Source organism: Maricaulis maris, assembly GCF_003634045.1.
Lineage (GTDB): Bacteria > Pseudomonadota > Alphaproteobacteria > Caulobacterales > Maricaulaceae > Maricaulis > Maricaulis maris.
Window position 1 is genome coordinate 175457 of sequence record NZ_RBIM01000006.1, and the last position, 13028, is coordinate 188484.

Here is a 13028-nt window from a genome sequence, read left to right on the forward strand (position 1 = left end):
GCGATCATTGCGCGCGTCGGGCGGCGCCGCGAACGCGGACGCTGACCTCAGTCGCACGGCCGCGCTCGTCGACAGCACTGACCAAATAGAAGCCCGGCCCCGGTGGCACCCAGACCGGTTCGCCCAACGCATTATGGCCGACCGCACGGCCATCGGCATACCAGCGTAGCGGCCCCGGCGCCTGGGCTGCCAGGATGAAACCGCGTCCGGCATGGTCCGACCATACTTCGGCCCCATCGGGCGGGAACAGGATGTGCGGCGCCCTGTCCTGGCGGAACTCGGCGAGGGTTTGCGGTGTATCGTCAGGCAAGGTGTCGGACTCCCCCTCGACATCCATGCCGGCATCCGGCCCGGATTGGCTGATCCCGTCAGCAATGCGGAACAGGACCGGCAGCGCCGCATCGCGACCGGTCACACCTTCGCGCGGCGCCCCGTCGGCCCGGCCCGACCAGACCACGATGGTATAGCGCCCCGCCACGCCGGCGGCCCAGGCATCGCGGAAACCGTAGGAAGTGCCGGTCTTGAAGGCGATGTCGGGCGCGCCGCGCGCCAACAATGCCGGCATGCGACCGCCCGGATGCGGCGCCCGGCGCAGCACGGCAAGGATTTCAGCCGCCGATTCCGCTGACAGGATCTGGAAGGCGCCCTCGTCCCCGACGGGGGCACGCGCCTCGTCCTCGAACCAGACCAGCGGCCGGGCCGCGCCACCATCGCCCAGCGCGGCATAGAGCGTTGCGACTTGCCGCACGGTCAGGCCCGCACCGCCCAGCGCCACCGCCAGCCCGCTGTCCTGACCGGCCTGGCGGGGTCGCAGTGGCGAGGCACCGGCAAAGCCCAGCGCCGCATTGAAACGCCGCGCGCCGACCCCGTCCAACGTCGTCACGGCGGGAATGTTGAGCGAGTGCTGCAGCGCTTCGGCAATCGTCACATCGCCGCGGAAACGGCGATCGAAATTATCGGGCTGATAGCCGGAAAAGCGGCGCGGCAGGTCGGCAATGCGTGTGCCCGGCGCAGCAATACCGTCATCAAAGGCCATGCCGTAGATAAACGGCTTCAGGGTGGATCCGGGCGAACGTGGCCGATCCGTCAGATCGATCCAGCCACCCGGGCGCCCCCGGCTGGCCGACCCGGCCAGAGCGCGCACGGCCCGGCTTTCGGTCTCGATGATGATGGCCGCAAATTGCACATCATTCCCGGTCTCCGGCAATTCGGCGGCGAGGCTGTCCTGCAACATGAATTGCAGCGCCCGGTCCAGCGTCGAGACATGATCACGGACCTCGGGTCGCGCCGCGACCAGGGCCTCGGCCACATGCCAAGCTTCGGCCGGAAAGGCGCGACGCGTGGGAGCCGGATCGTTCGCCGCATCGGCCGAAGCGGTGGTGCGCGCCAGACCGACCGCCGCCAGACGGTCAAGCACCCGGCCGCGGGCGCGGATCGCAGTGTCCGGCCGGCGGTCAGGGCGACGCGCTTCGGGCGATTGCGGCAGGGCGATCAGCATGGCGATCTGGTCAATCGTCAGATCATCCGGCTCGCGCCCGAAATAGGCCCAGCTAGCCGCCCGCACCCCTTCCAGATTGCCGCCATAGGGGGCCAGGGTGAGATAGAGCTCGAGAATTTCCGCCTTGCTGAGACGCAGTTCCAGCTGCAGCGCCCGCGCCATCTGGATCAGCTTGGCCCCGAATGTCCGCTCGCGCGGCTCGATCAGGCGGGCCAGCTGCATGGTGATGGTCGATCCGCCGGACACGATCCGGCCGGCCATCACGCCGTCGCGCGCGGCGCGGACCAGGGCCGGCAGGTCGACGCCCCAATGCTCGAAGAAGCGCTCATCCTCATAGGCCAGCAGGGCCGCAACGAAATCCGGGTCGAGCTGGTCGAGATCGGCGGCCAGGCGCCAGCGCCCCTCCTCGACCGGAAACGCACGCAGCACCTCGCCATTGCGGTCACGGACAACGGCCGAAACCGCCCCCGGCGATGGCAGTGGCGGCGGCAGGGCGCGATCCAGCGCCAACAGCCCGACCAGCGCCACCAGTGGCGCCAGGATGAACCAATATGCCCGCCCCAGTCCGAACATGATCAGTCGCGCGGCGCGATCACGATGCGGCGAGTTTCCGACCGGGCGAAGACGTCACTGCGATACATGTCCTCGACCACAGCGCCGGGCAGCGTGTACTCGCCCGGGGTCACGGCGCGCACGATATAGGCCAGCCGGCGCGGTCGCCGATGGGTCAGGTCCATCGCGGCGGCATAGCGGTCATCACGGATCTCACTCATCGATGGCGAAAACACCTCGCCCAGCCAGCGATAAGGACCGCGGGCGCCGGCATCGGACGGCGCGATTTCCGCCTCGATCTCGAAGCCCGGCGGCAGAAGGTCCACGAGAATGGCCGGGATCAAGCGCTGCTCGTGCGGCGAGACGGTGATGTCGATCATCAGCCGATCGCCCTGGACAAGGTTCTCAAGGTCAACAGTCGAGCCATCAAGTGCCAGCACGCGTTTCTGGACCGACAGGCCCTCCGCCGCTTCACCGGGCGCCTCACGCGTTTCGCCGCGGGCGAGCTGGGTGACCCAGACCGGGCCGTCGCCAGCGGCGAGGAAGTCGAGCGGTGCGTCCAGCATGTCCGGCGTCAGCTGATAGACCGGGCGGGCCGGGTTTTCAGCCGTCAACACGCTGTCAATGGACAAGGCATCGGCGCCGCCGGACAGGCCCTGGGCGGCCATCAGGAGGAAAGCTTTTTCCTGGGTCGACAGGCGCGAGGGCTCCGGCAGTTCGGCCACCACGCGCTCGGCCAGCCGGGCAATGCGTTCGGCATCCCCCGCCTCGGCGGCATAGGCGACAACACCGGCAAGATCGCGGCGGGCCGACTGGTACCAGTCACCACGGTTTTCATAGCCCAGCGCCGCTTCGGCCGCGTCAAAGGCACTGCGCGAACGCGCGCGGTCGCCGATCAGGTGCAAGGCGGCGCCGAGCTGGGCGCGGGCCAACGGGCTGTCGATCCGGTCCAGCCGCTCGTCATGCATATAACGCAGGCGCGAACGATCCACCCGTCCGGCCCGGGCCAGCACATAAAGCGCATAGGCAGCACTGCGATCCGACAGGCGCTCGGCCGTATCGGTCTGGCCACGCCAGGAATAGATGCTGGTATCATAGCCGCTGGCGCGCCAGCTTTCCTGCGCCGCAATGTGTTCGAGCACAGCATAGGCGCGATCAAGGGCAGCGTCGGGGACGGTGTAGCCGGCCGCCTTGGCGCGCGCCAGGAAGTCGACGGCATAGGCTCCGATCCACGGCCGGCTCTGGCGATCGCCGATCCGCCACAAGCCGATGGCACCATCATTGGCCTGCCGGTTGAGCAGGGTGGCGATGGCTTCCTGGATGATGGCGCGACTGCCATCCATCCCGCCAATTCCGGCGGCTCCCGCCAGCGGGTCTGCCAGCAGGAGCGGCATGACCCGACTGGTAATCTGTTCGGTGCAGCCATAGGGGTAGCGCGACAAGGAACGCAGCAGAGCCGCCTCGTCCAACGGCGTCGGGGAGAAGCTGAGCGAGACCGCCGAATTGCCGGGCAGATAGGCCGCCAAGGCCTCCGCGCTCAACGTCCAGTTTTCGCCGGGCAGCAATCGACCCCGTGTCACGGTCGAGGACGGCAACCAGGCGGAGCGGACCTCGATCGGATAGTCGCGCGACACGGCAAACGCATCCGGACCGGCCACCGCCAGACCGACGGCACCAATGCCGGCATCGGCGCCAGTCAGCGGATAGCGACGGTCGGCCCGTTCGCCTTGCTGCAGGCTCAGCCTGTCCCCGGCAGAGGCCGAGACCGCGCCTGTTGCCGACACGGTCGTCTGATAATCACCCGCCGCACCATCGACATTGTCGATGGTCAGGGTGGCGGTCGAGACATCGCCCGGCGCCAGGAAGCGCGGCAGGATCAGCTCGGCCGGCACATCATCGCGCACGGTCACCGGCTGGGACAGCCCGCCCACCGCCGACGCGCTCCAGGCCACCGCCATCAGTCGCAGCTCGCCGTTGAAGTCTGGAATATCGAGACTGACCGTCGTGCGACCATTGCGACCGACCGAGATCGGACCACTGAACAGGGCCACAGTGCGCGTCGGCACCACGGTCAGGCCAGCCCCGCCGATCTGGTCGCCACCGGACCGGACGGCCGCGGCAGCGCCCTGGTTGGGATCGAGCAGGCGGCCGTAATCATCATACAGTGCCACATCGAGCGCCGCCTGACCGAAGAACCAGTCAACCGGGTCCGGCGAAGCGAACCGGGTCAGGGCGAGAATGCCCTCATCAACTGCCGCCACCGTCACGAAAGCGCCTTCGCGCACCGGACCATCCAGCGTGATGCCGAGATCAAGTGTCTGCCGCGGATGGATGCGATCCGGCACATCAAGCGCAAGTTCGAAGGTGCGATTGCCCATGTCGACTGGCAGATAAGCGATACCGACAGCGCGGCGCGGGGCCGGCTGGTCGACCGGGTGGCGCGGCGTGAACAGCGACACCATGGCATAGGCACCGGCGCCCCATTCCTCAGTGACACGGAAGGACAGTTCGGCGCCTTCCTGCGGGATCGTGATCGAGCGCGTCTCGATGACATGATCGCTGGCGATCACAATCTCGGCCTCACCGGCATAGGGCGGCAACAGGCTGAGCGTGACCTGGTCACCGACCGCGGTCGCCGTGTCGGGCGTCGACAAGGCGACACGATCGGGAGCCTCGCTGCCCGATTGGGCGGTCGAACCCCAGCCGACCCAGAAATCGGTAGAAGCGCCCTGCCCGCTGACGGCATCGGTCACCACCAGGCGGTAGCTGCCCCAATCCAGCGCCCGGATATCGATCGAGGCCGGGCCGGCGGCGGCGGTCGTGATCACGCCCTGTTCGATCGGAATGACTTCGCGCGTGCGGCGCCATTGCCAGCGACCATTATCGACCCGGTACCAGTCATACTGCCAGTCGATGCGCACCAGCTGCCAGTCCAGCGGGACCGCTTGCGCGGCACCGGCCGGATCGAGGGCGACAACATCGATGGCGGTTTCGCGATTGCGCTCGGCCCGACCGTCAAATTGCGGACGCAGGCCAAGATAGAGATCGGCCGGACGGTAGGGAATACGCACATCATCGGCGACCGGGCGACCGCCCGGCTCGATGGCGGAGATCACCGCCCGCAGGCGCAGCGGCTGGCTGGCATCGCGACCGGCAGCGCCCAGGGCAATCGTCTGCACCGCCTGGCCGGCACCATCGGCAACCGTATCCGGCAGATCATCGGTGAATTCGCGGAAGGGCTCATCGGACCGGCCAAAGCGGAAGTCGGCATAGTCGGAGAAGGGGCTGGGGTCGGCTTCAACACGCACCCGTCCCTCAACGACCAGACCGGCCCCCGGCGCGCCGTAGAGGAAGCGGACATTGGCCTCGATATCGCGGGTCTCGCCAGCCCGGATCGGCGTTTCATCATCACCGTCCAGCGTCAGGGCCACACGTTGCGGCACAAAGTCCTCGACCGAGAAACGGGCCTGACCAACGCGGCCATAACCATCCATCTCGGCGACGATCCGCCATTCCCCGCGTGCGGCGGTCCGGGGAATATCCCAGGTCCAAGTGACACCACCGGCGTCGGCTGCTGCCGGAAACCGGACATTGGCGGCCTCGATCCCGTTGGGACCGAACACGGTCAGATCAACCGGCCGGTCACTGATGGCACGGGCTTCGGCGTCGCGGATCAGGGCGCTAACCTGCACGGCCTCGCCGGGCCGATAGATCCCGCGGTCGAGATAGACGAAACCGTCAGCCCCCTCGGGACGTTGGCGGCCGGACGTGTCGAGCCCGGACAGGTCGACCGGATTGCGCTGGAAATCGAGCACGGCGAAATCATTGTCCGGGCCGTAAGCGGTCAGCAGGCGCGGCGCCATGGCGCCTTCACCACGCGTCAGCGGCCCATCGAAACGGGCGCGGCCGCTGGCATCGGTGGTGACACTGGCCAGCACTTCATTGGAGCGGGCGACCAGTTCGACGCGCACATCGGCAACCGGTCGGGCGGTCTGCAGCGAGCGCACCATGAAATCGACACCCTCGGCGCCGCGATAGGCGGTCAGGGCGAGATCGGTGATCACCAACCAACGCGTGGCCTGGGCCGGTGTGCGATAATCATCTTCCGCCTCGGCCGCATCGACAACACTGATGTGATAGGCGCCGGGCGACAGGGTGCCGATGGCTTCGGCAATCGGGAAGATGGTGCTGACCGGCGTGTTGAGCAGACCGGCCGTGTCCATCTCGCCGTGCCAGATGATTTCGCCAACCGCGTCGGGATCCTCGTCCTGCTCGGACCAGTAATAATCGCCCGCCGCAACATTGGCGCCGGAGGTGATGGAGCGGAAGGCGAGTGCCCGGTCATTGATACGGCGCAGGACAATCGCGACACTGTCGACATTGACCGTTTCGATCGCCAGCCCGTCAGCGTCGAGACGCGGCAGGATGACGCCATCACCGGCAATGCCGACATAGGCGGGCCGGTCACCGAAATCGACATCAACCGTCTCATCGACCAACAAGCCATCGCCATTGGCTGCCGGCAGACCGGCACGCAGGGTCAGCGATTGCCCGTCGCCAAAGCCGAGACCGCCGACACACAGGGTCTGACCGTCGGCGTCGAGCGCGATCGGGCGGGCCGGGGTGACAGAGACGTAGGAGGCGTAATCAACGGCAGGGTCGAGCGGGTGGGTGAAACCGAGACACAGGTTCGGCGCATCGCCGTCGACATCGACCGAATAGCGCAGGAAGGCGAACTGGCCGGGCGTGGTTTCCGCAGCCCGCGGCGCGGTGGCATCGCGCGTTTCCAACGCCGGCCCTGTCGCCGCCTCGTCCGAGCCACCCGAACACGCGCCCAAAGCCATTGCCAGCAAGCCGGCAAGCCAAATTACGGACCGTTGCGCCATTCCTGTCTCTCCCTGTCCCAGCGCGCGCACCATAGGCCAAGGCCAATCGGAACGCATCCACAAAGCTTACGAAACATTGAGGTTTCTTAGCCCTGCCCGATCAGCGTGCAGGCGCGATCGCTGGCGCTCAGGCGAGCGGCAGGCCGCACAGGGCGGCGATGGTGCGCCACGGCAAGGCCGCCGACGCGAAACCGAGAATTATGATCGCCAGGCCGACCGCCAGCCGCATGCGCTGTCGCTGCGCCAAAGCGAGAATGTGAGACATCCCGAGCGCGGCGGCAGTGACGGCGGGCATGGTTCCCAGTCCGAAACCGAGCATGATCATCGCACCTGAAACGGCGCTGCCGGACAGCAGGGCATAGAACAGTGTCGCATAGACCATGCCGCAGGGCAGCAGGCCCCAGACCAGGCCGGCCATGACCGGGCTTGCCGCCTGGACGCGGTGGCCGAGCCGCGTCGCGATAAAGGACTGGATTCCGGCACCGGCCCGATCAAAACCAGCGAGTGACGGTGCCCAGCCGATAACGGACAAGCCGATATAGACCAGCACCAGGGCACCGGCCCAGCGCAGGATGAGATGGGCTTCGGCCCGATCAAACTCGAAATAGGCCTGCGACCCCAGGGCCGCCAACACGCCCCCTGCCACGACATAGGCCATCACGCGGCCAAGCTGGGCGAGCATGAGGGTGCGCAAGCGGGCACCGTTTTGGGCTGAGGGTGAGAGTGTCATCGTCAGACTCGACGCGATCCCACCACACATGCCGACGCAATGCAGGCTGGAGGCAAAGCCGGCGAGAAACCCGCCGACAAGGCTGAGCGGGACGAGCGTTGTGTCGGTCATGATCATTCCTTGCCACGAGCGGCCAGGCTGGGCCACTGTCAAGAAAGCTGGAAAGCCATAAAAAAAGTGTGGCGTAATACCGCAAACCCGGCAAGCCGGAACGAACGGGTATTGGGGAGGCTATGATGATCACTGTGAAACAAGTCCGGCGCGATGCGCCTTGGCAATGGCTGCGGGCCGGCTGGCAGGATTTCGTGCGCGCGCCGCGCGTCTGCCTGACCTATGGCGCCATCTTCGTCGTTATCGGCCTGGTCATCACACTCGGGCTCGGCCTCGTGGGTTTCTCGTCCGCTGTTCCGGTCGCACTCAGCGGTTTCGCCTTGGTGGCCCCCGCCTTTGCGGTCGGCATCTATCAGGTCAGCCATGCGCTCGAACGCGGTGAAACACCCCGCTTTCTCGTGATTGTGTCGCGAATTCCTGGCCGCATCTCACAAATCGCTTTTCTGAGCCTGTTGCTCTTGCTGCTCTTGCTGGTCTGGGTGCGGATCGCACAGGTCCTGCTGATCGTGATCGCCCCCTATAGCCCGCTCGAGGCCGGCCCTTTTCTCAACTACCTTCTCACAGACGCGGCCGGGCTTACCTTGTTGGCGATCGGCACGCTGGTCGGAGCCGGCTTGGCCACCCTCGCCTTCGCCATTTCCGCACTCGCCTTCCCGATGCTCATTGATCGCGATGTAGATGCCATCACCGCCCTCACCACCAGCCTGAAGGCCGTCATCAACCAGCCCTTTGTGATGCTGACCTGGGCTTGGCTGATTGCTTTTTTCATCGGCGCCGGCATCGCCTTTTTCGGGATCGGCCTCGCGGTCGCCTTTCCCTGGATCGCGCTGGCGACCTGGCACGCCTATCGCGACTTCCTGCCCGCGGAACAGGCTGGCTAGTCGTCGCCATCGCGGGTGTTGTCGTCCCGTCGGGTCTCACCCGGTGACGACAGGGGCGTGTCATCATCCATCAGGATGCGTTGGGCGGCGCCGTCCATATCCTCATACTGGCCACTGCGCAGGCTCCACAAAAAGCCGACCAGACCGAGTGCGCCCATCGCCAGGGCAACCGGGATGAGCCAGATCAGGACCGACATCAGCTCTGCCCCCGCGCCAGACGCAAGGCGTTCAGCGTCACCAGGACCGACGAGGCCGACATCGCGATGGCGGCGATCAAGGGCGTGACCAGGCCGGCGACGGCCATCGGAACGGCGATCGCGTTATAGGCCGCAGCCAGACCGAAATTCTCGAGCACCCGCCGCTTGGCGCCGCGCGAGATATCCAGTGTGACCAGACAGGCCGCCAGTCGATCACCCTGCAGCACGAAATCGGCAGCGGCCTGCGAGATCTCGGCAGCCGAGGCGAGCGAGACCGAGACATGGGCCGCCGCCAGTGCCGGTGCGTCATTGATGCCGTCGCCGATCATCGCCACCGACCGTCCCCCGGCCTTGATGGCTTCCAGCGCGGCGATCTTGTCCTGCGGCTGCAATTCGGCCCGCCAATCGGCAACGCCCAGCGCCTTGGCTGCGGCAGCGACAGGTCCGGGCCGGTCGCCGGAGAGCAACAGGACGTGGCACCCCCGCGCGGTCAGGCCGGACACGGTTTCCAAGGCATCGGCCCGCAGGCGGTCTTCAAAGCGGAACCGCACCGGCTCGCTATCGCCGACCTGCAGCCAGGCTTCGGTATGCGGGTCGCTTTGCGCCGTGATGCCGAGCCAGCGTGCGGCGCCGAAGCGGACCGGCACGCCATCCCGGCTCGCTTCCAGGCCACCGCCGGGCTGTTCACGGACACCGGCTGCAGCCTCACCCATGCCGGCTGCATCGGCGATAGCGCGTGACAAGGGGTGACGACTGGTCCGCGCCAGACGGGCGGCCTGCTCCAGCGCGTCCGCGGGCAATTCACCAATATTGACGAGACGGGGCCTTCCTTCGGTCAGCGTCCCGGTTTTGTCGAACACCACCGTGTCGACACCGGCAAATCGCTCCAATGCATCACCGGATTTCACCAATACGCCTTCACGATAGAGCCGCCCTGACGCAACGACCTGCACCGCCGGAACCGCCAGCCCCAGCGCACAGGGACAGGTGATGATCAGGACCGCGATCGCATTGATGATGGCCGGCCGCACCTCGCCGCCGATCAACAGCCAACCGACCAGGGTCAGCGCGGCGAGTCCGTGCACGACGGGGACATAAAGCCGTGCCGCGTGATCGGCCAGTCGGACATAGCGCGAGCGCGCCTGTTCGCCAGCCTCAACCAGCCGGGTCACTTCGGCGAGCAGGGAATTGTCGCGATCGGCCCGCGCTTCAAGCACGAGCTTGCCGTCAAGATTGAGCATGCCGGAATAGACATCCAGTCCCGGACGCGCGGTGACCGGCGCCGTTTCACCGGTGACCAGAGATCCGTCCAGCGCCCCCTCGCCCTCCAGGATGCGGGCATCGACCGGCACCCGGTCGCCCGCGGCCAGGACAAGGCGGTCACCGGCTTTGACCTCGCGGGCCGGGATTGCGCGGAGACTGCCATCGCTCTCGAGCCGGTTGGCCGTCGCGGCCTGCATCGCCGCGAGACCCCGCGCGGCCTCGCCGGCGCGGGCACGCAGCCGCATATCGAGGAAACGTCCGATCAGCAGGAAGAAGAGCAGCATCACGGCGGCGTCGTAATAGGTCTGACCGTGACCGATAAATGTCTCCCAGACCGACAGGCTGCAGGCCAACAATACCGCCAGCGAGATCGGGACATCCATGTTGACATGGCCGCCCCGCAAAGCCGCCAGGGCCGAGCGGAAGAAAGGCTGACCGGCAAAGGCCGCCGCCGGCAGCACGATCAGGGCCGAGATCCGGTGCATGAGTGCCTGCATCGTGTCGGTCATTTCCAGCCCGCCGGACCAGACCGAGATCGACAAGAGCATGACATTCATCATCGCGAAGCCGGCCACCGCCATGGCCCGCAGCAGGCGTTTTTCCTCCTCGCGCTGCGGATCGGCGTCGCTTTCCGGTTCGTAGGGCGTCGCAGGATAGCCAAGCTGGCCGAGCAGGCGGACATAGCCGGAGGCCAGCCCCGCCTCGCCGCGCCAACTCAGGGCCAGCCGACCGGTGGACAGGTTGAGACGCGCGGTTTCCACTCGCTCATCGGCCTTCAGCCCGCTCTCGATCCGCGCGATACAACCGGCGCACGTCGCCCCGCGGACCATCAGGTCGAGATGGGCGACATCGTCTTTGCGACGCACGAAGGCCTGCGGGTCGGCACCGCCGGCCAGCCCGGCATCATCGGCATGAACGTCTATGGCAGCCATAACTCACTGACCATTTCAAACGGCGCCCCCTCGACCGTGTGCACCTCAACGCGCCAATCACCGCTGCCCTCGCACGGCAGGCTGCCCCGGTAGAGGCCGGGACGGGACTCGGTAAATTCGAGCGGGCAGTCGCGGTCCGTATCTGCGCGGTGGATCAGCGTGCCGGCCAGTGCCAGATTGCCGACCGGTGCGCCCTGGGCATCGCTGATCGCGACCAGCAGGTCACGCTCCACCAGATTGATGCGCGCCTGCCAGCCGAGGGCGGCCTGGGCGTCGCGGCGGTCGAGCGTGTCATTGTAGTTCAAACCCTGGGCATAGGAGCGCGGCACATCCTCGCCGGGATGGGTCCGGACGGCGAGCGTGATGAAGGCCGCATTGACGCCGATCGTGACGCCGAAGAAGGCGATGATCATGATCAGCACATGCCAGCCGCGCAGCGGGTTCAACGGATTGCGCATCATGGAGCTCCGGTGATCAGGACTGACGGTGTGGTCGCGGTTTCGCCGGTCGCAATATCGGACACACGGAAACGGATATCCTCGCTCGGACCATCGATCGCGTCTGCCGGCAGGGTCAGGTAGACGACATAACGTTGCGAACGATCGGCACCGATCCGGATCTGGTCGGGCTGGTCATCGCTGACCCCGAGAATACGCGCATTGATGGCGGCGTCGCCTTCGACCTCCAATCGCATCACGCGTGCGGAATTGGCCTTGTTGATCACATTCACCGTATAGCCATTGCGCACCGAACCATCCGACAGGCGCACAAAGTTGGGATTGCGGTCACGCTGCGAATTCAGCTCGAGCTCGGTGCGGGTGATCAGGGCGCCCAGCATCAGAGCCGTGACGATCGCCAGAGATACCGCATAGACCAAGGTCCGCGGCCGGATGAAGCGATAACGCGGCGCCTCACCGGCCACGAAGCGATCGACATTGTCGTCGGTCTCATAGGTGATCAGTCCGGTCGGACGCCCGACCTTGTCCATGATGTCGTCACACGCGTCGATGCACAGCGCGCACTGGATGCATTCCAGCTGGGCCCCGTCGCGGATATCGATCCCCATCGGGCACACCGCGACGCATTGCTTGCAATCGATACAGTCGCCACGATCATCCCAACTGTCGCCCTTCTTGTGGGCGCCGCGCGGCTCACCGCGATCAATGCGGTAGGTGACGTTGACGGCTTCGCGATCGGTCATCGCCGCCTGGATGCGCGGCCAGGGACACATATAGGTGCAGACCTGCTCGCGCATGGTCCCGGCCAGCGTATAGGTGGTGAAGGTGAGGACGCCGGCGAAGACGTAGGAGGACGGCGCCGCCGTGCCGGCGAAGAAATTGGCCAGCGTGTCCCAGGCGTCGTGGAAATACAGTATCCAGGCACCGCCGGTGGCAAAGGCAATGACCAGCCAGACCGCATGCTTGCCGGTCTTGCGCCAGGCCTTGTTGATCGACCAGGGCGAGCGATCGAGCTTGATGCGGGCATTGCGATCACCCTCAAACAGACGCTCGACCATGATGAAAAGATCGGTCCACACGGTCTGCGGACAGGCATAGCCACACCACACCCGGCCGAACAAGGCACTGGCCAGGAAGAGGCCCAGCGCCGCCATGATCAACAGGCCGGTGATGTAATAGATTTCCTGCGGCCAGATCTCGATGAAGAAGAAATAGAAGCGGCCATGGGCAAAATCGACGAGCACCGCCTGGTCCGGTGCATCGGGTCCGCGATCCCAGCGCAGGAAGGGGATGAGATAATACACCCCCAGCGTCAGGCCCATGATCAGCCATTTGGCGAAGCGGAACTTGCCATGCGCCAGCTTGGGATAGATCGGCTCGCGCTTCTTGTAGAGCTCGCGGGTCTCGGCCGCATTGACCGCCTCGGCCTTCGAACGGGAAATGCCGGGTGCAGCCATGCCGTGTTTGGCGGTATCAGACATGACTGGTTTGGACCCGAAAAATCATCTGGGCGATATGCG

At 66.2% G+C, this 13028-nt stretch carries 8 protein-coding genes; 1 reads left to right on the forward strand and 7 read right to left on the reverse strand.

The window, feature by feature from the left end; genetic code table 11:
- Positions 1–4 precede the first annotated feature (4 nt).
- The 3 genes from pbpC to C7435_RS13455 all read right to left on the reverse strand — a co-directional run bounded on the left by pbpC (position 5) and on the right by C7435_RS13455 (position 7777).
- Positions 5–2071 (reverse strand): penicillin-binding protein 1C, encoded by a 2067-nt coding sequence (gene pbpC / locus C7435_RS13445; RefSeq protein ID WP_121212086.1) that lies wholly within the window; start codon positions 2069–2071, stop codon positions 5–7.
- Between the two features lie 2 nt (positions 2072–2073).
- On the reverse strand, positions 2074–6936 hold the full coding sequence (locus tag C7435_RS13450) for an alpha-2-macroglobulin family protein (RefSeq protein WP_121212087.1): 4863 nt from the start codon (positions 6934–6936) through the stop codon (positions 2074–2076).
- 127 nt (positions 6937–7063) lie between these two features.
- A complete protein-coding gene (locus tag C7435_RS13455; RefSeq protein WP_121212159.1) occupies positions 7064–7777 on the reverse strand; it encodes a sulfite exporter TauE/SafE family protein in 714 nt (237 codons plus the stop codon).
- 125 nt (positions 7778–7902) lie between these two features.
- Between C7435_RS13455 and C7435_RS13460 the strand changes: the two genes are divergently transcribed.
- Positions 7903–8658: a DUF2189 domain-containing protein gene (locus C7435_RS13460; RefSeq protein WP_121212160.1), complete on the forward strand. Its 756-nt coding sequence runs from the start codon at positions 7903–7905 to the stop codon at positions 8656–8658.
- Here C7435_RS13460 and ccoS read toward each other — a convergent pair.
- The 4 genes from ccoS to ccoG are packed head-to-tail and all read right to left on the reverse strand — an operon-like array spanning position 8655 to position 12989.
- On the reverse strand, positions 8655–8855 hold the full coding sequence (ccoS, locus tag C7435_RS13465) for a cbb3-type cytochrome oxidase assembly protein CcoS (protein WP_075189596.1): 201 nt from the start codon (positions 8853–8855) through the stop codon (positions 8655–8657). The genes C7435_RS13460 and ccoS overlap by 4 nt on opposite strands.
- Entirely contained in the window at positions 8855–11050 is a 2196-nt protein-coding gene (locus tag C7435_RS13470) for a heavy metal translocating P-type ATPase (protein ID WP_121212088.1), read from the reverse strand. Before C7435_RS13470 ends, ccoS begins: the two co-directional genes overlap by 1 nt.
- Complete coding sequence (locus C7435_RS13475; protein WP_170150478.1) at positions 11038–11508, reverse strand: FixH family protein; 471 nt, start codon at positions 11506–11508, stop codon at positions 11038–11040. Before C7435_RS13475 ends, C7435_RS13470 begins: the two co-directional genes overlap by 13 nt.
- Entirely contained in the window at positions 11508–12989 is a 1482-nt protein-coding gene (ccoG, locus tag C7435_RS13480) for a cytochrome c oxidase accessory protein CcoG (RefSeq protein WP_121212090.1), read from the reverse strand. The genes C7435_RS13475 and ccoG overlap by 1 nt, the downstream gene beginning before the upstream one ends.
- Positions 12990–13028: the final 39 nt, after the last annotated feature.

Excerpts from the sequence above, each read along its gene's own strand:
- C7435_RS13460 (WP_121212160.1), top strand. The coding sequence starts at position 7,903 with ATGATCACTGTGAAACAAGTCCGGCGCGATGCGCCTTGGCAATGGCTG.
- C7435_RS13450 (WP_121212087.1), bottom strand. The coding sequence starts at position 6,936 with ATGGCGCAACGGTCCGTAATTTGGCTTGCCGGCTTGCTGGCAATGGCT.
- pbpC (WP_121212086.1), bottom strand. The coding sequence starts at position 2,071 with ATGTTCGGACTGGGGCGGGCATATTGGTTCATCCTGGCGCCACTGGTG.
- ccoS (WP_075189596.1), bottom strand. The coding sequence starts at position 8,855 with ATGTCGGTCCTGATCTGGCTCATCCCGGTTGCCCTGGCGATGGGCGCA.
- C7435_RS13455 (WP_121212159.1), bottom strand. The coding sequence starts at position 7,777 with ATGACCGACACAACGCTCGTCCCGCTCAGCCTTGTCGGCGGGTTTCTC.
- C7435_RS13475 (WP_170150478.1), bottom strand. The coding sequence starts at position 11,508 with ATGCGCAATCCGTTGAACCCGCTGCGCGGCTGGCATGTGCTGATCATG.
- ccoG (WP_121212090.1), bottom strand. The coding sequence starts at position 12,989 with ATGTCTGATACCGCCAAACACGGCATGGCTGCACCCGGCATTTCCCGT.
- C7435_RS13470 (WP_121212088.1), bottom strand. The coding sequence starts at position 11,050 with ATGGCTGCCATAGACGTTCATGCCGATGATGCCGGGCTGGCCGGCGGT.